Annotated in this window: 21 protein-coding genes and 1 pseudogene; 18 read left to right on the top strand and 4 right to left on the bottom strand. The window is 58.9% G+C overall.

The window, feature by feature from the left end; translation table 11 throughout:
* Positions 1–174: 174 nt before the first annotated feature.
* Positions 175–1,059 (top strand): NAD(P)-dependent oxidoreductase, encoded by an 885-nt coding sequence (locus ACR0D8_RS03485; protein ID WP_480644635.1) that lies wholly within the window; start codon positions 175–177, stop codon positions 1,057–1,059.
* Complete coding sequence (denD, locus tag ACR0D8_RS03480; RefSeq protein WP_480644634.1) at positions 1,056–2,024, top strand: D-erythronate dehydrogenase; 969 nt, start codon at positions 1,056–1,058, stop codon at positions 2,022–2,024. The genes ACR0D8_RS03485 and denD overlap by 4 nt, the downstream gene beginning before the upstream one ends.
* On the opposite strand, the gene ACR0D8_RS03475 is transcribed toward denD, so the two are convergent.
* A complete protein-coding gene (locus ACR0D8_RS03475) occupies positions 2,021–2,671 on the bottom strand; it encodes a GntR family transcriptional regulator (protein ID WP_475159464.1) in 651 nt (216 codons plus the stop codon). The two genes, denD and ACR0D8_RS03475, sit on opposite strands and share 4 nt — an antisense overlap.
* Positions 2,672–2,866: 195 nt before the next feature.
* Between ACR0D8_RS03475 and ACR0D8_RS03470 the strand changes: the two genes are divergently transcribed.
* From ACR0D8_RS03470 to ACR0D8_RS03430, 9 genes are all read left to right on the top strand, one after another.
* Positions 2,867–3,880, top strand: coding sequence for a TRAP transporter substrate-binding protein (locus ACR0D8_RS03470; RefSeq protein WP_475159460.1), 1,014 nt, complete (start codon positions 2,867–2,869; stop codon positions 3,878–3,880).
* Between the two features lie 73 nt (positions 3,881–3,953).
* Positions 3,954–5,123: a mandelate racemase/muconate lactonizing enzyme family protein gene (locus ACR0D8_RS03465; protein WP_480644632.1), complete on the top strand. Its 1,170-nt coding sequence runs from the start codon at positions 3,954–3,956 to the stop codon at positions 5,121–5,123.
* Between the two features lie 17 nt (positions 5,124–5,140).
* The gene (locus ACR0D8_RS03460) at positions 5,141–5,983 is read left to right on the top strand and encodes a TRAP transporter small permease subunit (protein WP_475159455.1); all 843 of its coding nucleotides are present in this window, start codon (positions 5,141–5,143) and stop codon (positions 5,981–5,983) included.
* On the top strand, positions 5,983–7,605 hold the full coding sequence (locus tag ACR0D8_RS03455; protein ID WP_480644630.1) for a TRAP transporter large permease: 1,623 nt from the start codon (positions 5,983–5,985) through the stop codon (positions 7,603–7,605). The genes ACR0D8_RS03460 and ACR0D8_RS03455 overlap by 1 nt, the downstream gene beginning before the upstream one ends.
* Before the next feature lie 10 nt (positions 7,606–7,615).
* The gene (locus tag ACR0D8_RS03450) at positions 7,616–8,566 is read left to right on the top strand and encodes a phytanoyl-CoA dioxygenase family protein (protein ID WP_480644629.1); all 951 of its coding nucleotides are present in this window, start codon (positions 7,616–7,618) and stop codon (positions 8,564–8,566) included.
* 24 nt (positions 8,567–8,590) lie between these two features.
* Entirely contained in the window at positions 8,591–9,586 is a 996-nt protein-coding gene (locus tag ACR0D8_RS03445; protein ID WP_480644628.1) for a Gfo/Idh/MocA family protein, read from the top strand.
* Positions 9,587–9,676: 90 nt separating this feature from the next.
* Entirely contained in the window at positions 9,677–10,564 is an 888-nt protein-coding gene (locus ACR0D8_RS03440; RefSeq protein WP_480644627.1) for an NAD(P)-dependent oxidoreductase, read from the top strand.
* 3 nt (positions 10,565–10,567) lie between these two features.
* Entirely contained in the window at positions 10,568–11,449 is an 882-nt protein-coding gene (locus tag ACR0D8_RS03435) for a DMT family transporter (RefSeq protein ID WP_480644625.1), read from the top strand.
* Positions 11,446–12,309 carry a sugar kinase gene (locus tag ACR0D8_RS03430; RefSeq protein WP_480644624.1) on the top strand — a complete coding sequence of 288 codons (864 nt, stop codon included), beginning with the start codon at positions 11,446–11,448 and terminating at the stop codon, positions 12,307–12,309. The genes ACR0D8_RS03435 and ACR0D8_RS03430 overlap by 4 nt, the downstream gene beginning before the upstream one ends.
* On the opposite strand, the gene ACR0D8_RS03425 is transcribed toward ACR0D8_RS03430, so the two are convergent.
* Positions 12,296–13,492 (bottom strand): mannitol dehydrogenase family protein, encoded by a 1,197-nt coding sequence (locus ACR0D8_RS03425; RefSeq protein ID WP_480644622.1) that lies wholly within the window; start codon positions 13,490–13,492, stop codon positions 12,296–12,298. The two genes, ACR0D8_RS03430 and ACR0D8_RS03425, sit on opposite strands and share 14 nt — an antisense overlap.
* Positions 13,493–14,857 (bottom strand): glucuronate isomerase, encoded by a 1,365-nt coding sequence (gene uxaC, locus ACR0D8_RS03420; protein WP_480644620.1) that lies wholly within the window; start codon positions 14,855–14,857, stop codon positions 13,493–13,495.
* Between the two features lie 98 nt (positions 14,858–14,955).
* On the opposite strand from uxaC, the gene ACR0D8_RS03415 reads away from it, so the two are divergent.
* The 7 genes and pseudogenes from ACR0D8_RS03415 to ACR0D8_RS03385 all read left to right on the top strand — a co-directional run bounded on the left by ACR0D8_RS03415 (position 14,956) and on the right by ACR0D8_RS03385 (position 21,165).
* Entirely contained in the window at positions 14,956–15,972 is a 1,017-nt protein-coding gene (locus ACR0D8_RS03415; protein ID WP_480644618.1) for a Gfo/Idh/MocA family protein, read from the top strand.
* A complete protein-coding gene (locus ACR0D8_RS03410) occupies positions 15,969–16,970 on the top strand; it encodes a Gfo/Idh/MocA family protein (RefSeq protein WP_480644616.1) in 1,002 nt (333 codons plus the stop codon). The genes ACR0D8_RS03415 and ACR0D8_RS03410 overlap by 4 nt, the downstream gene beginning before the upstream one ends.
* Positions 16,967–18,019 (top strand): Gfo/Idh/MocA family protein, encoded by a 1,053-nt coding sequence (locus tag ACR0D8_RS03405; RefSeq protein ID WP_480644614.1) that lies wholly within the window; start codon positions 16,967–16,969, stop codon positions 18,017–18,019. The genes ACR0D8_RS03410 and ACR0D8_RS03405 overlap by 4 nt, the downstream gene beginning before the upstream one ends.
* A complete protein-coding gene (uxuA, locus tag ACR0D8_RS03400) occupies positions 18,016–19,197 on the top strand; it encodes a mannonate dehydratase (protein WP_480644612.1) in 1,182 nt (393 codons plus the stop codon). The genes ACR0D8_RS03405 and uxuA overlap by 4 nt, the downstream gene beginning before the upstream one ends.
* Positions 19,198–19,392: 195 nt before the next feature.
* Positions 19,393–19,869, top strand: a pseudogene (locus ACR0D8_RS03395) (NAD(P)-dependent oxidoreductase); the annotation flags it as partial.
* Positions 19,843–20,286 (top strand): NAD-binding protein, encoded by a 444-nt coding sequence (locus ACR0D8_RS03390; protein WP_480646350.1) that lies wholly within the window; start codon positions 19,843–19,845, stop codon positions 20,284–20,286. The pseudogene ACR0D8_RS03395 and the gene ACR0D8_RS03390, both read left to right, overlap by 27 nt.
* Positions 20,287–20,301: 15 nt before the next feature.
* A complete protein-coding gene (locus ACR0D8_RS03385; RefSeq protein WP_480644611.1) occupies positions 20,302–21,165 on the top strand; it encodes a sugar phosphate isomerase/epimerase family protein in 864 nt (287 codons plus the stop codon).
* On the opposite strand, the gene ACR0D8_RS03380 is transcribed toward ACR0D8_RS03385, so the two are convergent.
* A complete protein-coding gene (locus ACR0D8_RS03380; protein ID WP_480644610.1) occupies positions 21,162–21,764 on the bottom strand; it encodes a TetR/AcrR family transcriptional regulator in 603 nt (200 codons plus the stop codon). The genes ACR0D8_RS03385 and ACR0D8_RS03380 overlap by 4 nt on opposite strands.
* Between the last annotated feature and the right edge of the window lie 4 nt (positions 21,765–21,768).

The following is a 21,768-nucleotide window of genomic DNA, read 5'->3' as shown; positions in this document are numbered from 1 at the left end:
AGGACGCGGGCGTCAATCTCGAAAATTTTTATATTTTCGTGATTTTGGCCGCGAATCGGTTAGTTTCCGCGCAATTGAATGCGATTGGAAATCCATAGCGCCTGCTGGCTGACCCCTACATGACCAACTCTTGACCGAACTCAGGACGCTATTGCGCAGAAAGGACTCGTCGGCATGACGCAAAACAGCCGAATAACCCTGATCGGCACCGGCCTGATGGGCGCGCCTATGGCTTGGAATCTGCTGAAGGCCGGATTCAACCTGACCGTCTGGAACCGAAGCGCCGAAAAGGCCAAACCCCTAGTTGACGAAGGCGCCGATACTGCCCCCATGGCGGCGGACGCAATTTCAGGCGCCGACGTCATAATTACCATGTTGTCAGATGGGTTCGCCACGGCAGAGCTTTTGTCGGATGCAGCCTTCCGCAGCGCGCTTCGGCCTGGAATGATCTGGATCGACATGTCCAGCGCCAAGCCGGAACACGCGCGCGAACAATCCGCCCAGCTAAAAGACATGGGTGTCGCCCATCTGGATGCGCCGGTTTCGGGGGGTACAAAGGGTGCCGAAGCTGGCTCTCTGGCGATTATGGTGGGCGGAGAGGACAGAACGCTGGAATTGGTCAAACCCATTCTGTCCGCCATGGGCCGCCCGGTTCATGTTGGCCCTTCCGGAACGGGGCAATTGTGCAAACTGGCCAATCAGACCATCGTGGCAGTCACGATCTCGGCTGTGGCCGAGGCAACATTGCTGGCCGAAAAGGGCGGCGCTGATCCTGCCGCCCTGCGACAGGCCCTGAAGGGTGGATTTGCGGATTCGATCATTCTGCAACAACATGGCGAACGGATGTCCGAGGGCAATTTTACACCCGGCGGCCTTTCGAAGTTCCAACTCAAAGACCTGGACAATACTCTGGCCGAGGCCGCAGCAGCGGGACTGGAACTGCCGTCAACACAGGCCGTTCGGGACAGGTTCGAATACCTGATAAACCACATGGACGGCGCCGAAATTGATCACTCCGGGCTCTATCTTGAGCTCAAAAAGCGGAACGGTTTGCTGTGACCGGGGTCCTGATCATCGGCGGCGCGGGAATGCTGGGGCGGAAACTGACCCAACGCATCCTGTCGGACCGCCCCTTCGGCCCATCGGCAAACCTGACCTTGTTTGACCGGGCGGTCACAGATGCGGGCACTGGCACCACGACCGTGACCGGCGATCTGTCTCACCCCGAAACCGTCCGATCGCTTGCCGCCACCCGACCTGATGTGATCTTTCACCTTGCCGCAATCGTTTCGGGTCAGGCCGAGACCGATTTCTCGCTTGGCTGGGACGTCAACATGATGGCGATGTGGAACCTGCTGACCGCGCTGAGAACCGAACATGAAGCATCCGGCGGAACATATTGTCCCCGCGTGGTTTTCACATCGTCCATTGCCGTTTTCGGAGGACCCTATCCGGACCAGATCGGAGACGAGTTCCTGACCGCGCCGCTGACAAGTTACGGCGCTCAGAAAGCGGCGTCGGAACTGATGATCTCGGACTTCAGCCGCAAAGGGTACATCGACGGAATTTCACTGCGCCTTCCGACGCTGTGCGTCCGGCCCGGCAAGGCGAACGCGGCGGCTTCGTCTTTCTTTTCCGGCATCATCCGCGAACCGCTGAACGGGTCAGAGGCCATTTTGCCGGTCCCCGACACAGTGCGTCACTGGCATGCAAGTCCGCGCGCCGCGGCAACTTTCCTGACCCATGCCGCGCAACTCGATACAGCCCTGTTGGACGACCGCCGCGCCCTCAACATGCCGGGCATCAGTTGCACTGTTGCCGAACAGATCGAAGCACTCAGACAAGTGGCGGGTCAGGCGGCTGTGGATCTGATCAGGCCGGTCCCCGATCCGATGATCGCGCAGATCGTCGCTGGCTGGCCGCGTGACTTCAAGCCGGACCGAGCCCGTGCCCTTGGGTTTAAAGCTGAACGAAGTTTCGAAGAGATTATCAAGATTTACCTTCAGGACGATCTGCCCGGCTAGTCGCCCATGGTCTTTCCGGTCAGGTGACGGGCCAGATGGTCGTGAATTTTCTGCCGCGTCAGGTCTTCGTCTCCCGAAAGCGCAGCTTCGAGAATATTGGCGTGGTGCTGGATATTTGCGGAAATGAACTCGAACCGCCGATCTGCAACCATCAACTGCTGGCGGAACTGCGCGTAAATACGCCCGTGCATCTGTTGCAGCGTCTCGGATTTGCAGGCTGAAATCAGCGTCTGATGGAACTCTTTTTCCGAGGCAAACCAGATGTTGACCAGATCGCTGGGGTCGCCCTTGGCGTGGATGCGCTTTTCGATATGGCTCAGCTTGTGATGCGCTGCGGTCAGGCGGGCTTCCCAATCCACACCGCCATTACGGATGGACAAAACGGTTCCTTCGCCTTCAAGAAGTATCCGCAAATGGGTCAGTTCGATCAGTTTCTGGGGTGAGCGGTTGGGAACCCGAAACCCCCTTTGCTCCTGAAAATCGGCCAGACCGACAGTGGACAGGCGGAACAGCACCTCTCGAACAGTGCTGGCGGAACACCCGTATTCCTTTCGCAGATCTTCAGCCCGCAGCTTTGTTCCGTGCTCGAACCCGTTGGAAATAAGCCGGGACTTAAGATCCTGATAAATATCAACTTCGCTGTTCATTATGCTGTGCGCCCCGGTCTTCGGTCCTTGCATGTCGTATCTGTATTTTCGTTTTTTTGCAATAATCTCGAAATTTTTTCAAATTTCACATTTTACTTGTTGCAATCGATTCGCCGTCCTAACGTCGAATGGCGTTCGTTGACAAGGGGGCCTCAAGATCTCCAGCGCGCCAAGCATAACGTCTGGGAGGACAATATGAAATTATTGACGACAGCGGCCGCTGTGGCCGTAGCGACCACGATGGCGGCCACACTTGCCACGGCCGAGACAACCAAGCTTCGCATTCAGACTCATTTCTCACCCGAGCAACTGTCAGGCAAGATGGCGGCCAAATTCGTCGACGACATTACGGAAATGTCGAATGGCGAAATCGAAGTTGAGATGTTCTATTCCTCATCCGTTGTTAAGTCGGTTGAAACCTTCGATGCCGCCGCTACGGGCATTCTGGATTGCGACATGACCGGCGGAGGCTATCAGACCGGCAAGAACCCGGCCTTCCAGTTCGCCGGCGATCTTCTGGGCGGGTATCAAAACCCTTATCAACAGATGGCGTGGCTGCTGCATGGCGGCGGCCGGGACGCCTTGAACGAACTGTATAACGGGTATGACATGGAATTCGTCGGTTGGTGGATTCCCGGACCGGAATCGCTGGCATCGACCAAGCCGATCAAAACAGCGGCCGATTTCAAGGACTGGAAATTCCGCTCACCTCCGGGGCTTGCGACCAAGGTGTTTGCCGAATTGGGTGCCTCGCCGATCGTGATGGACTTCAATGAAATCTTCACCGCTCTTGAGACCGGCATCATTGATGGCGCGGATGCCGCGAACCTGACCAATAATGTGGGTCTGGGCCTGTATGAAATCGCCGGACACACCAACTATCCGGGCTTTCATTCCATGCCGGCAGACCATCTTGCCTGCCGCAAGGATGTCTGGGAAGCCATGCCCGCGCATCATCGCAAGATTATCGAGGTCGCGATGGACAGCCTGGCCCTGCACAACGCAACCATAAACGAAGTGCAGAACGCCCAGACCGCCAAGGACCTGCGGGCCAAGGGCATTGAGCTTTATGAATGGTCGCCCGAGGACCTGGCTGCGTACCGGGCCGCCGTTCAGGTTGGCTGGACGGACTTCGCCACCACGCCCGAGGCCAAGGCGCTTTTGGAAAGCCATGTCGAGTTCCTGAGGAACCTGGGGGCGATGCAATAAACGGCATCCTGCCAAGAAATCGGAAAGGCCGCTTGGGCGGCCTTTCCGCACCTGTCCCGGGCGCGTGGTTCTCATGAAAATCACCAGGATTATCAGTCACGTACTCAAGTACGACATGCCCGAGGTGCTGGGATACTCGCAACAGTACTACACACAGCGCACCGCGCATCTGGTCGAAGTTGAGACGGATCAGGGTGTGACTGGCTGGGGCGAGTGTTTCGGGCCCGGCGCTGTGGCGGTCGCAAACAAATCCATAGTCGAACACGTGATCCAGCCGATGGTGCTGGGGATGGACCCACTGGACCGGGACGTGATCTGGCACAAGGTTTACAACCTTTTGCGAGATCACGGGCAAGCCGGAATGCCGGTTCAGGCCCTGTCCGGGATCGATATTGCGCTGTGGGACATATCCGGCAAAGTGGCGAACCTGCCCCTGCACAAGCTGATTGGCGGCAGCCACCGAACCCACGTGCCCTGTTACGGCTACGGCATGATGCTGCGCGACGAACCGGTCGCAGATTTGGCCGCCCGGTTTGCCGATGAGGCGGTGCAGATCAGGGACATGGGGTTCGTCGCCACCAAGATGAAAACCGGCACTGGCCCCCGGTCGGATGTGACCCTTTGCGAGGCCGTTCGGCGCAGCATCGGGGATCACTATCCGTTCATGGTCGATGCAAATCATGCCTATACGACTTCGGACGCGTTCTTTGTCGGGCACGCGCTGGAGGAATTGAATGCCTATTGGTTCGAAGAACCCGTCGCCCCCGAGGATATTGACGGATACCGGGAACTGCGCGCGGGTCTGAAGGTCAACATCGCTGGTGGCGAGGCAGTGTTCAACCGCTGGAACTGGCGTGCTTTGCTGGAAAGTCGCGGCCTTGGCATTGCCCAGCCCGAAGTTTGCGCGCTGGGTGGAATCTCGGAGTATTTGCGCGTGCTGACGCTGTGCCACGCGCATTTCACGCCGGTCATCAATCACGTCTGGGGCAGCGCCATCGCCGTGGCCACAAACCTGCAGCTTCTGGCGGCCATGCCGGCAATGCCGGGCGGGCTGCACCCGTGGGAACCGATGCTGGAGTTTGACACGACGGACAACAAATTCAGGGACGAGTTGCTGACTGAACCGCTGGACATACAGGCGCAGGTCAAGGCCAACGCCGGTCGCGTCAGCGTCCCGACTTCCCCCGGTATTGGCGTCGAGCCTGACCGGGATTTCATTGATCACTACAGAATAGCCGCCTAGCGGTGAAGGGACGCGCGATGCGAAAGTCGACCGGTGGATTAGTTGAATGGTTGGTGCCTCTGGCCTTTGTCGCGACCGCCAGTTGGCTGGTCTGGCACCTGCCCGCCTTTTTGCTGGACTGGCTGCCCTATACATCCGAGTCCCTGAAAGGTCAGGTCGAAGAGATTTACCTGCGCAGCGATGTCACGCCGGAAATGGCGGGCATCTTTGGCGGGTACATCGACATCATCGACCTGCTGGCCCTGATCCTGACCCCCATCCTTGCCATAATCGGTGCGCGCTCCGTGCGACTTGCCGCCATGGAGTACGGCGGCTCCAGCGGCATAGATCGCTTTGCGCTGTTCATCGGCCGCGTCACCATGATGATGATCGCGATCATGACCATCGTGATGCTGTACGAAGTCTTCATGCGCTACATCCTGGAAAAGCCGACCGAATGGGCCAACGAAATGACCCTGTGGTTCGCCAGCTTTGTGTTCCTGATGTCCGGGTACTACGCCATGCAGCAGCGCAGCCATATCCGGATTTTCCTGCTTTACGACGCGGTGCCGCGCTGGCTGCAGCGCGTCTTTGACACGGTATCGACCGTTCTGATCGTGATGTTCGCCTTTTTTCTGGTCTTTGGCAGCTACAAACAGGTCTTCGTGAATAAGCTATATAAATGGGAGCTTTACGGCTCGGCCTTCAACCCGCCAATTCCCGCCACGTTGCAGCCTATGGTGCTGATCGTGATCACTCTGGTCGCGATGCAGGCGATCGTGAATCTGATCGCGGACTGGAACAAGGAACCCGAAATTCACACGGACGAACCGGATGAGGACGAGATCGAGATGCTGAAGAAAGCGATGGGGCAAGACTGATGGATATTGGCACGATCTCACTGATCCTGATGGTCGCCCTGATCGTCCTTCTGGCAATTGGCATGCCGCTGGGGCTGGCGTCGGCATCACTGGCCGTTCTGGTGCTGGTTCTGAAGTTCGAGCCGACCCTGCTGCTGAATCCGTTTTCCTTTGGTGACGGCATCCTGACGGGGCGGCCGGGGACCGGGCCGCTCTATATTCTGGCGCAGAAGATTTACGGGCTGTTGACGGACTATGTTCTCATATCCGTTCCGTTGTTCATCTTCATGGCGTCCCTTCTGGAACGTTCGGGTATTGCCAAGGATATGTATTCTTCCCTGAACGTCTGGCTGTCGCGGACGCGGGGCGGGATTGCCATTGTTACCTCGATCATGGCCGTGATCATGGCGGCGATGTCCGGCATCATTGGTGGCGAAGTCGTGCTATTGGGTCTGATCGCTTTGCCGCAGATGCTGCGCCTTGGCTATAACCAGAACCTTGCAATCGGCGTGATCTGTGCGTCCGGGTCTCTGGGCACCATGATCCCGCCGTCGATTGTTCTGATCATTTACGGCCTGATCACCGAAACCTCGATCAAGTCACTGTTCACCGCGTCCTTCATTCCCGGCTTTATGCTGGCATCGATGATCATCCTTTACATCGTCATCCGCACCCGGCTGAACCCGGATGATGCCCCCCTGCCCGAACCTGACCCGAACGACCCCGAACCGACCGAAAAACGCAAGCTCTTTGGCGCGTTCATGAGCATCGTCGTCGCCGGATTTTCTACCACGCTATTCATTCGTGCTGCGTTTTTCGAGTTGTCCGGATCAAACGCAGCCAGCCAGGGGGAACCGGCGCGGTTCGGGACCGCTGAGTACTTGCCGTGGTTTGCGGGGATTACCGCCGTTGCCCTGCTGCTGATCTTCTTCGTCTTCGGCAAAGAGCGCGCGAAAATCGGGTGGGACATGGGCAAGGGACTTGTTGCGCCGCTGGTTGTAATCGGCGTCGTGCTCGGGTCAATCTATGGCGGTATAACCGGGATTACTGAAGCGGCCGGCATGGGTGCGTTCGCGGTGCTGGTGATCGCCTTTCTGCGGGGCGAAGGGTCGTTCGAGCTGGTCTGGGACAGCCTTATGCGCACGCTGAAATCCACCGGCACGATCATCTGGGTGACCATCGGAGCCGCTGCCCTTGCCGGTGCCTACACCATCGCCGGAGGCCCGCAATACGTGGCGGACCTGATCGTCGGGCAAGACTTGCCGTCGATGCTGGTTATTCTGGTGATGATGCTGATCCTGCTGTTCATGGGGGCGTTCATGGACTGGGTGGGGATCGTGCTGCTGATCATCCCGGTATTCCTGCCCATCGTGTTGCGCCTGCCCATCGAGGAAATCGGGGTCATTGGACAGCTTGAACCCAGCCACGTTGCGATCTGGTTCGGCGTTGTCTTCTGTATGAACATGCAGGTCAGCTTTCTGTCGCCACCGTTTGGTCCGGCGGCGTTTTACCTGAAATCCGTGGCCCCGCCGCATATCAGCCTGACGGATATCTTCAGGGGCTTTCTGCCGTTCATCGGTATCCAGTTGCTGGCCCTGTCGGTGCTGCTGATCTGGCCCGGCATCATCGCTTTGCTTCTGTAGGAGACGCCCAATGCTGACCCAGAACCAGATCGACCATTTCACGGACCGGGGCTATCTGGTCGTGCCAAACGTCATCCCCGCCGACATCCTGGATGCGGTCAAGGCGGAATACGCCGAACTCCTGAATCGGCTGTATCGGGACTGGTACGCTCAGGGCCGGGTTGAAACACCACCGACCGGGTTGGATTTCTGGGACAAACTGTTGTGCGCATATCAGGCGGGGTGCGATTACTTCCAGCCGCTGGATATTTCCCTGCCCGGTGACCGGATCATGGCCGATACCCCGTTTCACATTGGGCCAGCGGTGTTCAACATGCTGACAGCGCCACCACTTCTGGACGTGGTCGAACAACTGATCGGGCCCGAACTGACCAGCAACCCGATCCAGCACGTTCGCCTGAAACCCCCGGCACAAAAACTGGCCAAGGACGAAATCCGCGCGCATATCACCGCAACGGACTGGCATCAGGACCGGGCCGTCGCGCTGGAAGAGGCCGACCAGACCGACATGGTCACCGTCTGGATCGCTGTAAATGACGCGACGGTCGAAAACGGCTGCCTGCAGGTCCGACCCAAAAGCGCAGACCAGGATATCCTGCCGCATTGCGCCCGCACCCAGACCGGCATCGCCGAAGGGTTCATCGACGAAACCGACGCTCTGCCGTTGCCTGTCAAAGCCGGCGGTGTGGTGTTGTTTCATCCGCTGACCCCGCACGCATCGCTGACCAACACCACCGACGCGTTCCGATGGAGCTTTGACATCCGGTACAGCGTGACGGGTCAACCCACCGGGCGGGGCCATTTCCCGGATTTCGTGGCCAGATCGCGGGCCAGACCCGACACCGAACTGAGGGATTGGCGAACCTGCAAAGCCCAGTGGTTGGCTGCGCGGGACCGGCTATCCCGACAACCCCATATCGACATTCACCGATGGACTTCGGATTCACCCCATTGCGCCTGACAGCCTTCAAACCGGAGAGATGATGTGAAACGTCTTCTTGTCGTTGGCGGCGGATTGATCGGCATTCGCCACGTCCACGCGGTTCAGGCGCATCCCGGTTGCGTCCTGGCCGGGCTTGCCGACCCGGATATGTCCATTCAGGCCGAAACCCTGCGATTTGCCACGATCGAAGACGTCACCTGCCCTGTGGACGGCGTCATCATTGCCACGCCAACGCATCTGCACGCGTCACACGGAAAGATGGCGGCGGAGCGCGGTTGGCATATGCTGATCGAAAAACCGGTGGCGGGGTCGGTTCAGGACGCGCGATCTCTTGGGCAAGCGGTGGGCGCCGCGGGTGTGTCTTCGCTGGTCGGTCACCACAGGCGCTACCACGGTTCGGTTCAGCATTTGAAATCCGTTCTTGCCGATGGGCAAATTGGTGAGGTCGTCACGGTTTCGCTCATCTGGGCGATGAAAAAGCCCGACAGTTACTTTGAGCAGAACTGGCGCACATCCGGCGGCAGCCCGGTGATGATCAACCTCGTCCACGACATTGATCTGCTGCGCTTTGTCATCGGTGAAATCGCCGATACCGCCGCGCTGCGCGGTCGGTCGGTGCGTGGCAGTGACAGGGTGGAAAGCGGCGCCGTTGCGCTGAGTTTCGAAAACGGCGCGACGGGCACAATCAGCTTTGCCGATACAACACCCAGCCCCTGGGGATTTGAGGCCGGGATAGGCGAGAACCCAAATATCGGAACCACCCGTCAGGACATGCTCTGGATCACCGGAACAGAAGGCGCAATCAGCTATCCGTCCATGACCCTCTGGCGGGGTCGGGACTGGGGTACACCGGCCCAAAGTAAGCAGCTTGACCTGAGCCCCGACCACCGCACGCCGCTTGAGGCGCAATTGGACCATTTTCTTGAGGTGATGGACGGCGCGCCGCCCCTGATTGATGTCGCGGACGCCGCGCGCACGCTGGCCGTTGCAACAAGGATAGAACAGGAACTGGCTGCCAAAGCGGATCAAATCGCTTAGCCAAATGCCGGCGTCCGCCCGGCCACAGAAACCGAAACTCGCGCGACACCACATGTCGTCAGACCATTGATTGGACGAAAGGAAAACCCGATGAGCAGACCTTCGATTGGATTCATTGGCCTTGGGATCATGGGCGGCGCCATGGTCAGCCGCCTTCAGGACCTGGGATACAAGGTGACAGTGCTGGGCAACCGGGACCGCACCCATCTGAACGCCGCGATAGCCCGGGGCGCGACCGAAGCTGCAAATGCCCGTGAACTGGCACAGGCAAGCGATATCGTGATGCTGTGCATGGGAACCTCAGATCAGGTCGAAAGTCGGATGCGCGGGCAAGACGGCGTTCTGGCAGGGTTGCGCGGCGGGGCTGTTGTCGTTGATTTCGGCACCTCCCTTCCCGGCAGTACGAAACAGCTTGCGACCGAAGTGTCGGCCGCCGGTGGACAATATCTGGACGCGCCGCTGGGCCGCACGCCGTCACATGCGCTGGACGGGCAACTCAACATCATGACGGCGGGGGACCAGGCAGCGTTTGAGGTCGTTGAACCTGTGCTGAAGGATCTGGGCGAAAACGTCTTTTACCTCGGCCAGTCCGGTTCCGGCCACACGATCAAGCTGATCAATAACTTTTTCGGAATGACGGTGGCAAACGCCATGGCCGAAGCTTTTGCCATGGCTGATGTTGCGGGCGTCGACCGGGAACAGTTGTACAACGTCATGGCTGCGGGGCCGCTGCATTCGGGGATGATGGATTTCGTCAAGGCTTACGGCGTGGGCAACGACCCCAACCAATTGGCCTTTGCCATCAAGAACGCCGCTAAGGATCTGGGATACTATGCGCGCATGGCGGATGACGTCGGCGTCGACAGCATTATGTCCAAGGGCACTCTGGCCGCTCTGACCGACGCACGCGACAATGGGCAGGCAGAAGATATGGTCAGTCAAATGGTTGACTACTACGTCAAGCGTTTCAAAGGCTAGCCCGTGGCCGTCGCTGCCAAATCCACCGCCGACCTGCCAAGGCTGGGCATCCTGATGATGCTGGCGGCATGGCTGGCATTTTCCTTTGTGGATCTGGGCGCGAAATGGCTTGCCGTTGCGGGCATTCCTGCGTTCCAGCTGGCGTTCATGCGGTATGCCGGGCATTTCGTGATCTCAACCGGGGTCATCGCAAAAGGCGGACTGCAGGCGGACAGATTCAAGACCGACCATCTTTGGTCCGTGATCAGCCGCGCCATGCTGTTGATCTCGGCCACGGTGCTGAATTTCTATGCCCTGCAATTCCTGCCGCTAACCGTTGTTTCGGCGATCATGTTCTCAAGCCCCGTTATCGTGTGTTTCCTGTCCGTCTTTGTTCTGAGGGAACGGGTCGGACCCTGGCGGTGGGCGGCAATCCTGCTGGGCTTCGTCGGCGTTCTGGTGGTGGTGCGCCCGTTTGGAACAGCTTTTCACCCGACCATGTTGCTGATCATTTACAACGCCACGGCTCTGGCGCTGTATTCCCTCATGACCCGAAAACTGTCAGGCGTCGTGGCGGTCGACACGATGCAGTTCTATCTGGGTTTGACGGGGACCGTGATCCTGTTGCCATTTGCGATCTGGACATGGGTTCAGCCGGAAAATATCTGGGGAATGGTTGTGCTCGTCGGATTGGGGATCATGGGCTGGGGTGGTCATCAACTGCTGACGAATGCGCACAGGTTCGGGACTGCGAACCAGCTGATGCCCTTTACCTATTCCTTCCTGATCTATGTCGCCATATGGGGTTATATGTTCTTCGGTACCGTCCCCGACGGCGGCACCATAACCGGGGCCCTTCTGATTATGGGCGCTGGGCTGATCATATGGAAACGGGAACAGAGATGACGCGGATTGCCTGTATCGGCGAGGCCATGATCGAATTGTCGATCACAGATGCCAATGCGCAGCTTGGCGTTGCGGGTGACACCCTGAACACCGCGATATATAGCCGACGTCAGGCTCCTGCTCTGGGGATCGATTATGTTACCTGTCTGGGCGACGATCCAATGTCCAGGCGGATTTTCGATTTTATCGCTGGTCAGGGAATTGGAACAGCTGCCATTCAGACCATTGCCGGGGCATCACCTGGGCTTTATGCGATCAACACGTCACCGCAGGGCGAACGCAGTTTCACCTATTGGCGCAGCGACTCTGCCGCCAGACAGCTATTTTCCGATCAGAACTTTGATCTCTTGAACGGCTATGACGCGCTGTATCTGTCCGGGATTTCTGTGGCCATCCTGCCCCATGCGATCCGGGTCGCGCTGTTGGAATGGATGGACGCCAACCGGGTCACGGTGATCTATGACAGCAACTACAGACCCGGACTGTGGGAAAGTGTCGAACGTGCCCGCGCGATCACGGTACGGTTCTGGCAACGTGCGGATATCGCGCTGCCCTCGATTGATGACGAGATGGCATTGTTTGGCGAAACCGCCGGTCAGGTCGTCAACCGTTTCGCCAATCACTCGGGCGTCGGGGCCCTGAAGCGCGGGGAAAAGGGGCCGCTCTCCATCGGGCAGGACGTACGGCAAACCTATGACCCTGCACCGAAAGTGGTGGACACAACCGCCGCTGGCGACAGCTTTAACGGCGGCTATCTGGCGGCTGTGCTAACCGGCAAATCTCAGGCCGAGGCGCTGATGGCGGGTCACAAGATGGCCGCCACCGTGGTCGGACATCGTGGTGCCATTATTCCCGAATAAGGGGTGCCAGATCCCCAGCATTCAACATGGCCAACAGCCCCTGAATGGGGTCTTCGAACTGCGCAACCCGAGTGATTTCATCTGACATCGGATCATTCAGCGGACGACCCCGCGCGGATTCCGACACACAGAACGCAATCCATGCCCGGACACCTTCAACAGCGGCCGCCGACCCGGTTTCCCGCACCGTTTCAATCAGCCTGTAAGGCAGCTTCTGGCTTCCATCCATGGCGATCTGATCCAGACGGTGCGCCAGTTCCGGGTTCTCGAACCGTTTCAGCAGAGCCAGAGCGTAGGCGGGCGCCTGCGCGCGAACCTGTGGCGGCAGCGTCGCCCCGGCATCCAGAAACAGTTGTTCGACCAGCGGGCGCAGAACAGAATCCTGAATGGCCTCGTGAACATAAGTGTGGTTCCGCGCCATCCCCGCATAAGCCAAAAGCGAATGTGCGCCATTCAGCATGCGCAGTTTGCGCAATTCGTGCGGCGCGACATCGTCGACAAACTGCACACCCGGCCAGTCCGGGCGTGGACCTGCGAAATCATCCTCGATGACCCATTCCGAGAATGCCTCGGTTGGAACCGCCATGGGATCGCCGCTGATGGCGCGGACGGCATCGGTTGTGGCGGGTGTGATGCGGTCCACCATGGAATTCGGCAAGCTCACTTTGTCCCGGTTAATCACTAACCCGGCTTCCTTGGCAAACGCCATGACCGCTGCCCTCAGGGCCGAGCCGTTTGCAACCCGGTTGTCGCAACTTAGAACCGTCACCGGCCTGACCCGCCCGGCAAGGCCGCGGGCGAGGAACCCGATCAACGTGGACGGACCCTGCCCGTTCAGATCGGCAATGATCGCAGGATCATGCGGGTTCAGTTCGCCTGACGGGTCCAGGTGATACCCCTTTTCCGTGACAGTCGCTGAAATTATGTCAGCATCCGCCATGGCGTCCAGAACGGCATCTGCGCTTTCGGGGGCAACCAGCACATCGCGCAGCACGCGGATACGTCTGACGCCCTGCCCCTGCACACACAGATCATATGAAAACCCCTGCTTGGCCAGCCCATCCCGGATCGCCGGCGACCGCAGGCTGACGCCAACCACATCCCATCCTCCTGCCCGATCCGTGTAGTCCAGCAGATGCGCCCGCGCAAAATTTCCCAGACCAAAATGAAGGATGCGACCCATTTATCCGTCCAACCCATACACCTGACGCGCCAGATCAACGGAAAGCAACCGCGCCAGATGTTCCGCATCATCACGCCCGAAATACCCCCTGTCGACCTGTAGTGCCAGGTGGACCGCAACACCGCGCCGCCACAGATCATGACGCGCGGGTATCGACAGAAAGGCGCGGGTGTCGTCGTTGAACCCGGCCAGATTGTAGTAACCGGCCGTTTCGACCACCTGATCAAAATAGCGTGCAATGCCTGCCGGGCTGTCGTGAAACCACCATGGCGGACCGATGCGAAGGCAGGGCCAGTGCCCGGCCATGGGCGCCAGCTCTCGCGCATAGGTCGCCTCGTCCAGCGTAAACAGGATAAGGCGCAGTGCCGGGTTGTTACCCACCCGGTTCAACAGGGCGTCCAGCCCGCGAACCCAGTCCATTGCAATCGGAATGTCTGCGCCTTTGTCACGACCAAACTCCCGCAACAGCGTAGCATTAGTGTTGCGCCTGCTGCCCGCGTGGATTTGCATGGTCAGCCCGTCTTCGACCGACATCTGGGCCATTTCGATCAGCATATGCCCGTAAAACCGCCTTGCATCCTGAGGCGTTCCTTCGCCTTGCCGCAGACGTTGATACAGCGCGTCGGGATCGCTCAGCCATTCTGTGTGAACCACTTCGATCCCATGATCCGTTGCGGTGGCCCCCATCCGGATGAAATGCGCGCGGCGGTCGCGCAATGCGGAAATATACCCGGCGTATCTGCCGACGTCGTGACCGGTAAGGGCCTCAAGCCGGGCAAGGTTCTGTACGAAGTCGGGATCAGACCCGTCCAATACGCCGTCCGGGCGAAAGGTTGGAATGACCCGACCCGACCAGTCGCTGGCTTTGATATCCGCATGATGATCAAGCTCATCCAGAGCAGAATCCGTAGTGGCCAGAACTTCAATTCCGAACCGGTCAAACAAAGCCCGCGGGCGAAAGCCTTCTTGTGCGAGATGGTCGTTAATCTGGTCATAAACTGCGTCCGCGGTCGCCGGCGACAATTCATCCGCTATCCCAAGCGTTTCGCGCAGGACGTAATTGATCCAGATACGGGACGGGGTTCCCAGAAACAAATGCCAATGGCGGGCGAAGGTTCGAAACACGGATCGCGGATCCACCCCGCGCCCCTGTGCGCCGACGCCCAATTCGTTCAGCGGCACACCCTGCGAATAGAGCATCCTGAATACATAGTGATCGGGAACAACCAAAAGCTCGGCTGCATTCGGAAACGGGGCGTTCGTGGCAAACCACGCGGGTTCGCAATGGCCGTGCGGCGACACGATCGGCAGGGTCTTGATACCCTGATACAACCCATCGGCCAGCTCCGAGGTATTGCCTGACATTTTGGTCCCTCCGCCCGTATCTGCACATGTTAACATTCTTTTTGCCGCCTGCATCTTTCCGGTGCACAATCCCAAACAAATGTGCCTGCGGGGTAAGAATGAACATAGCTTTGATTGGTCTGGGCATGGTGGCCGGCACGCATGTCGCCGCAATTCAATCCTCGGATCAGGGGTTGAACCTGGCCGGAGTGCTGGGGCGCAACCCGGATCGCACGGCGAAATTCGCAGCCGAACACGGAACCCGTGCGTTTCGGAGCGTCGACGAAATTGCCCGGGATCCCGGCATCGGTTTCGTCATCATCGCAACCCCGCCCGATCAGCGCCTTCCGCTGGTCCGCACGTTGGCAAAGGCCGGCAAGCCCATCCTCATGGAAAAACCGATCGAACGGACGCTGGCAGCCGCCAAGGATATCGTCGATTTGTGCGATAGTGCATCCGTCCCGCTGGGCATCGTGTTTCAACACAGGGCACGCGCTGCGTCGACTGCCCTGCGAACCGCGCTGCAGGCGCAGGAATTGGGCGACATCGCAACGGTCGATATCCGCGTACCCTGGTGGCGCGATCAAAGCTATTATGATGCGCCGGGTCGCGGCTCTTATGACCGCGACGGCGGCGGCGTGATGATCTCGCAGGCGATTCATACGTTGGATCTGGCGATGTGGCTGTTGGGCCCGATCTGTTCGGTCCAGGCACTGATGCGGCAAACTCCGCTGCATCAACTGGAAGCTGAAGACTGGGCCGGTGCGGTCTTTGAAATGGAATGCGGAGCGGTTGGTACGATGATGGCGACAACGGCGGAATATCCCGGTGCGGCAGAGACAATTACAATTCAGGGCACCAAAGCAAAGGCGTATTTGGGATCGGGAGTTTTGACGATGACATTTCTGGACGGCAGAACCACCAGCACTGGAGAGACAGCCGCAACCGGTGGCGGCGCCGATCCGATGGCTTTTACTCATGAATGGCATCAATCCGTGATCGAGGATTTTGCCCGGGCCGTCACATCAGGTGCTGCGCCAATGGCAACCGGCCACAGCGCGTTGCTGACGCATGCTGTGATCGACGGTATGCAAACCGCCAGCCGGACCGGCCAAAGGACAAGGGTTTGCCTATGACCCTGACATGCGTCGCCCTTGGGCTGGATCACCGCCATATCTATGGCATGATCGAGAATATGAAGAAGGCCGGGGTCAGGTGTCTCGGCTACTGGACACAAGGCAACCCCGGCACTCTGGCCGGATATGTGAAAAGATTTCCCGATATTCCGCGCTTTGATCATCTTGAGGATGCGCTGAACAGCGGTGCCGATCTGGCCCTGATTTCCGCAATCCCGTCAGACCGCGCAGCCCTGACCGTGCGAGCCATGCAACACGGCATGGACGTCATGAGCGACAAGCCCGGTTGCACCAGTTTCGATCAACTGGACCAGATCAGAAAAGCCGTATCCGACACCGGGCGCATCTGGTCGGTCAACTTCTCGGAACGGTTCGAAACACCTGTCAGTACCCTTGCTTCGGAACTTGTATCAGCAGGGAAAATCGGAAAAGTGGTTCAGACAATCGGCCTTGGACCACATCGGCTGAACCGCGCGACCAGACCGGAGTGGTTTTTTCGGCGCGATCGCTTTGGCGGCATTCTGACGGATATCGCATCACATCAGATTGATCAGTTCCTGCATTATACCGGTTCGAAGACGGCCGAGATCACCCAAGCCTTCACCGCCAACTACGCCAACGCAGCTAATCCCGGCTTGCAGGATTTCGGCGAAATCAACCTGCGCAGCGCGCACGCAACGGGGTATATTCGTGTCGATTGGTTCACCCCAGACGCCCTGCCGAACTGGGGGGACGGGCGGCTGACGATCCTTGGCACCGAAGGCTATATCGAATTGCGCAAATACGTTGATGTAGGCGGCACAGACGGAACCGATCACCTGATCTTGGTGAATGGTGATACCTGCGAAAAAAGGCAGGCATCAGATGCTGGCCTGCCCTATTTTTCTCGTTTGGCACAGGACATTCGGCACCGCACCGAAACCGCGATGACGCAGGCGCATTGCTTTACGGTTATGGAACTGGCCCTGCGTGCCCAGGAAATGGCAGAGAGCCGATGATCAACATCGCGATTCTGGGTGCTGGTATCGGGCGGCAACATCTGGAAGCCTTGAAACGGCTTGGCGACACCTTTCGGGTAACGGCCGTTGTCGATCAGGACCCTGCCCGCATCGAAGACTTGCGGGGTAATGGCGACTTTGCCGCGCTGACGCATATCGAGCAGGCACTTGCAGACCCGGAAATCGACCTGATCGACATATGCCTGCCACCACACCTGCATGTTCCGGTCACGCTTGACGCGCTTACGGCCGGAAAGCACGTCGTTTGCGAAAAACCTCTGGCAACGTCGATGGCGGACGTGGATCGCGTCACACAAGCTGCGAACCGGACAAGCCGGCGCGTCTTTCCGGTTTTTCAATACCGGTGGGGCCCGTCGCTTGCCCGGTTGCGCCATTTGCAGGCGGCCGGCCTGACCGGCGAAATCCAAACCGCATCGCTTGAGACGCACTGGTCCCGCGGTGCTGAGTACTATTCCGTCCCGTGGCGCGGCACATGGGCCGGAGAACGTGGGGGCGCTGTTCTGGGACATGCCATCCATAATCACGATCTGCTGACACATGTCGCGGGTACGGTCGCCTCGGTCTCGGCCATGACCGCGACGCGCGTGAATCCGATCGAAACCGAAGATTGCGCCGCCCTCGCCTTTGCCATGGCGTCAGGTGCGCTGTGCACCAGCAACATCACACTGGGGGCGGCGACGGATGAAACGCGGTTGCGCTTTGTTTTCGAACATCTGACCGCCACGTCAGGCACCGAACCTTATGCGCCCGGCGCGGTGCCCTGGTCTTTTGTGGCACGGGACTCGTGGCAGCAGACGGCGGTTGACGCCACTCTTGCCAATATGCCACCGGAACCCGCTGGATTTGAAGGGTTCTTTACCGAAATCGGCAAGGCGCTGACTGGCAAGCCCAACACCGCTGTCACGCTGGAAGAAGGTGCCGCATCCGTGGCCCTTGTAACAGCAATCTACCATGCCGCGCGTACCGGGGAACGGGTTGCCTTGCCGATTACTTCGGAACACCCCCTCTACGAAGGATGGTTGCCATGAAACAATGCTGGCGCTGGTTTGGCCCTGACGATCCGATTGCCCTGTCCGACCTTCACCAAGTGGGTGTCGAAGGCATTGTTACCGCCCTGCACCATGTTCCGCCCGGCCAGCCCTGGGATGAGCAGAGCATCGCAAAGCGGCAAGCCCGGCTGGCCGCCGACGGTTACGATTGGGACGTGGTAGAAAGCCTGCCGGTTTCCGAGGCCATCAAGACCCAATCCCATGACATGCGGACCCATATCGCCGCCTATAAGCAAAGCCTGCACGCTCTGGCCAAATGCGGTATCGCGGTGGTTTGCTACAATTTCATGCCCATTCTGGACTGGACGCGCACGTCCCTTCGGGCACAGCAGCCGCATGGCGGGACTGCGATGCTGTTTGACCTGACGGATTTTGCGGTGTTCGATCTGCATATCCTCAAGCGCGATGGCGCGGCTGAGGACTATTCCGAAGAAACCCGTCATGACGCGTTGACCCGGTTCGACGCCATGTCGGACCGGGACAGGGCAGCGCTGCAACACAATGTCACTGCCGGGCTTCCAGGTGCCAACGACCAGTGGAGCGTCGACGACGTGCGCACCCTTCTGGACACCTATACCGGCATCACGCCCGGAAAATTGCGCGCCAACCTGATCGACTTTCTGGCCGAAGTGGCACCCGTCGCGCAGGATCTTGGGCTGCGCCTGTGCTGTCATCCGGACGACCCCCCGTTTTCGCTTTTGGGATTGCCAAGGGTGATGTCGAGCGCTGACGACTATGGTGCCGTATTGGAGGCCGTCGATTTGGATGCCAACGGCGCGACCTTATGCACCGGATCGCTTGGCGTCGCGGCCGATTTTGACGGACCCGGTTTTGTAAGGCGACACGGTGCAAGGATACATTTTGCCCATTTGCGGAATACGAAACGCCTGGCGGGATCGTCCCCGCAAAAGCCCAGTTTTTTTGAGGCCCCGCATCTTGACGGCGACACCGATATGGTCGGCACGGTTCGTGCGCTGATGCAAGAAGAAAACCGTCGCAAGGCCGCAGGGCGCGCGGACTGGCAAATCCCCATGCGGCCCGACCACGGTCAGGAGCTGCTGAGCGATCTCGGCGGACATAGCACGCCCGGCTACCCCCTGATTGGGCGGATGCGCGGGCTGGCCGAACTCCGCGGGATCATGGCGGCCTGCGTCTGATGCCATCACGTATTTTCTTGCTTAACAGGCGCGGCCGCCGTTTACTGATGTCACCTAACCGGGCAGCGGGGTGTCTTCCGGACCCGCCCGACGTCGCCCAGCGACGTGTGAAATCCCCGTGAAATCCGGTGCCTTGGCGCACCATTTTTCGAAACGTCGGCCTGCGCATAGCGTGGCTGCAAAAAACGGGAGGTTTTCATGAAAACCGCAGGTGTAATTGGTCTTGGCGATATGGGCAGCGGGCTGGCCAGGAACCTTATGAAGAACGGCTTTGAAACTTCGGGGTTCGATCTGAGCGACACCCGCATGACCGCCTTTGCCGATATGGGCGGTCTTGCCAAGGCTTCGGTCGGTGAGGTCGGTGCGCACGCGGATAGTGTCTTTGTCATGGTGATGAACGGCGATCAGGCACGCGAGGTTATTCTGGGGGAAAACGGGCTGGCGGCCAACATGACCCCGGGCGGAACCGTTATTCTGTCGGCAACGATCAAACCGCATGAGGCACAGTCCATCGGCGCGGATATGGAGGGCACCGGGATCAATCTGATCGACAGCCCGGTTTCCGGCGGGTTTCCGGGCGCACAGGGCGGCACGCTGACAATGATGGCCGCCGGTCAGCCGCACGTTCTGGACAGCAATGCCGAGGTGATACAGGCGGTATCCGCAACCATCCACCGGGTCGGGACAAACCCCGGCGACGGACAGACCGTAAAGGCCTGCCTGCAGTCGCTGATCGGTTCGATCTTCTCGGCAACCTTCGAAGCCGCGGCACTTGCGGCCAAGGCGGGTGTCAGCGGCGACGTTCTTCTGAACGTATTCTCATCCTCCAGCGCCGGGTGCGGCGTGGTCAATACCGCGCTTGAGAACATCATCGACCGGCAATTCGTCGGCACCGGAAGCCACATCGCCACGATGCACAAGGATCTGACGATATCGTTGGAACTGGCCACCCAGCTTGGAGTTCCCATGCAGACCGCATCCTCGGCGATGCAGGTCTTTCACGCGGGAAAGACAAAATACCCCGACGGTGACAACTGGATCTGCACCCGCGTCATCGAAGAGATCATTGGCGCAGAATTGCACCGCTGACCGGGGGGCACGCATATGAAACTTGGTGTAATCTGCGACGGTATCAGCCGAAATCTGGCCCATGCGGTCGACGTCATGGACGAGTTCGATCTGGAATTTGCAGAGCTTCAGTTTGTCGGCGACACCGAAGTTGGCGACCACAGTAAACAGGAAATTGCCGAAATAGACGCCCTTCTGAGGGATCGGGGCAAGCCCGTCTCTTGCCTGTCGCGCCATGTATTTGCGGGTATGACGGCGGCCAACAGACCCGGCGACGTGCTGCATACGCAACATATGGATGCGCTGAAACGGGTGATCGACGTGGCCCACATCGTCGGTTCCCCTCTTGTCCGGATCATGACCCAGAGAAAAGAGCAAATCCTTTGGGGCAAAAACGGCGCCGAAAAGTGGAATGTGGCACATGGTGTCTGGGACACGATGCCCCCCATGATCGCCCCGGCTGTCGAACTGGCAAGGGCCGAAGGCGTCGGTCTGGTTGTCGAAACCGGCAACGGAACGCTGGTCAATTCAAACTATACGGCCCGCAAGCTGATCGACGAACTGGATGCCAAGGACACGCTGAAGGTGCTTTGGGACCCGGGAAACAACTGCTGGTGCCACGAGCTTGCTTATCCGGACGGATATGAAGAGGTCCGGGACGGCTACCTTGGCCACATTCACATAAAGGACGTAAAGGTCGACACGCCCCGGGCCACTCTGGAAGTGCGCCGCATGGGCGAAGGTCAACTGGCGGACCTTTTCCAACCCATTGCCGACGCTCTGAGGGCCGACATCTATGACGGCGTGATTTCGTTCGAAAGCGTCTATCACCCGGGCAATGGAAATTTTGAAGACGGCTTTCGCCTGTGCATCGACAGGTTCAAGACCCTGTTTGCCTAACCTGCCTGCGCGGCCTGATACCCGCGCAGGAATTGCAGAACAAAGTCGGACAATTCTGTTCGAACAGCATCGGCGTCCAGCGCAACGAACCTGCCCTCAAGCGAAAGTTTGACGATCCCGTGGACCGCAGAAAACACTGTGCGCGCGCGCAATGCCAGGGTCGCCTGATCCAGGCCGGGGCTCAACTGTGCCAGCGGATCAATGATTTCAGAGATGAGCTGCGCATGTTCTTCCAGATGCCATTGCGGCACCGGGACCCCTGGTGGCATCCTGTGATCGAACAGCGCTGCCCAGAGGTTTGGGTTCTCGGTTCCGAACTCAAGATAGGCCATAGCCAGTGCCAGCAGCTTTTCCTCGGGCGCATTCTGACCTGCCGCGGCGTTCTGCAATGCGTCGTGAAGGCGTGCCAGTGTCCGCGAGTTTACAGCCAGAATCAAAAGATCCAGATCTTCATAGGCGTTGTAGAGACTGCCCAACGCGCATCCGGCATCTTTTGTGACATCCCGGGCACGCAACGCTGCCAACCCATGCGCCTTCATCCTATCTTCTGCCGCATTCAGAAGATTTACTTTCAGGATTTCCCTTTTACTCTTAGCCACTTGC

The organism is Ruegeria sp. BG10 (assembly GCF_056538575.1).
This window is presented reverse-complemented; position numbering and strand designations above follow the sequence as displayed.

Excerpts from the sequence above, each read along its gene's own strand:
- ACR0D8_RS03415 (WP_480644618.1), top strand. The coding sequence starts at position 14,956 with ATGAACATAGCTTTGATTGGTCTGGGCATGGTGGCCGGCACGCATGTC.
- ACR0D8_RS03450 (WP_480644629.1), top strand. The coding sequence starts at position 7,616 with ATGCTGACCCAGAACCAGATCGACCATTTCACGGACCGGGGCTATCTG.
- ACR0D8_RS03430 (WP_480644624.1), top strand. The coding sequence starts at position 11,446 with ATGACGCGGATTGCCTGTATCGGCGAGGCCATGATCGAATTGTCGATC.
- ACR0D8_RS03465 (WP_480644632.1), top strand. The coding sequence starts at position 3,954 with ATGAAAATCACCAGGATTATCAGTCACGTACTCAAGTACGACATGCCC.
- ACR0D8_RS03425 (WP_480644622.1), bottom strand. The coding sequence starts at position 13,492 with ATGGGTCGCATCCTTCATTTTGGTCTGGGAAATTTTGCGCGGGCGCAT.
- ACR0D8_RS03440 (WP_480644627.1), top strand. The coding sequence starts at position 9,677 with ATGAGCAGACCTTCGATTGGATTCATTGGCCTTGGGATCATGGGCGGC.
- ACR0D8_RS03475 (WP_475159464.1), bottom strand. The coding sequence starts at position 2,671 with ATGAACAGCGAAGTTGATATTTATCAGGATCTTAAGTCCCGGCTTATT.
- ACR0D8_RS03460 (WP_475159455.1), top strand. The coding sequence starts at position 5,141 with ATGCGAAAGTCGACCGGTGGATTAGTTGAATGGTTGGTGCCTCTGGCC.
- ACR0D8_RS03455 (WP_480644630.1), top strand. The coding sequence starts at position 5,983 with ATGGATATTGGCACGATCTCACTGATCCTGATGGTCGCCCTGATCGTC.
- ACR0D8_RS03470 (WP_475159460.1), top strand. The coding sequence starts at position 2,867 with ATGAAATTATTGACGACAGCGGCCGCTGTGGCCGTAGCGACCACGATG.
- ACR0D8_RS03385 (WP_480644611.1), top strand. The coding sequence starts at position 20,302 with ATGAAACTTGGTGTAATCTGCGACGGTATCAGCCGAAATCTGGCCCAT.
- ACR0D8_RS03410 (WP_480644616.1), top strand. The coding sequence starts at position 15,969 with ATGACCCTGACATGCGTCGCCCTTGGGCTGGATCACCGCCATATCTAT.
- ACR0D8_RS03485 (WP_480644635.1), top strand. The coding sequence starts at position 175 with ATGACGCAAAACAGCCGAATAACCCTGATCGGCACCGGCCTGATGGGC.
- ACR0D8_RS03405 (WP_480644614.1), top strand. The coding sequence starts at position 16,967 with ATGATCAACATCGCGATTCTGGGTGCTGGTATCGGGCGGCAACATCTG.
- uxaC (WP_480644620.1), bottom strand. The coding sequence starts at position 14,857 with ATGTCAGGCAATACCTCGGAGCTGGCCGATGGGTTGTATCAGGGTATC.
- uxuA (WP_480644612.1), top strand. The coding sequence starts at position 18,016 with ATGAAACAATGCTGGCGCTGGTTTGGCCCTGACGATCCGATTGCCCTG.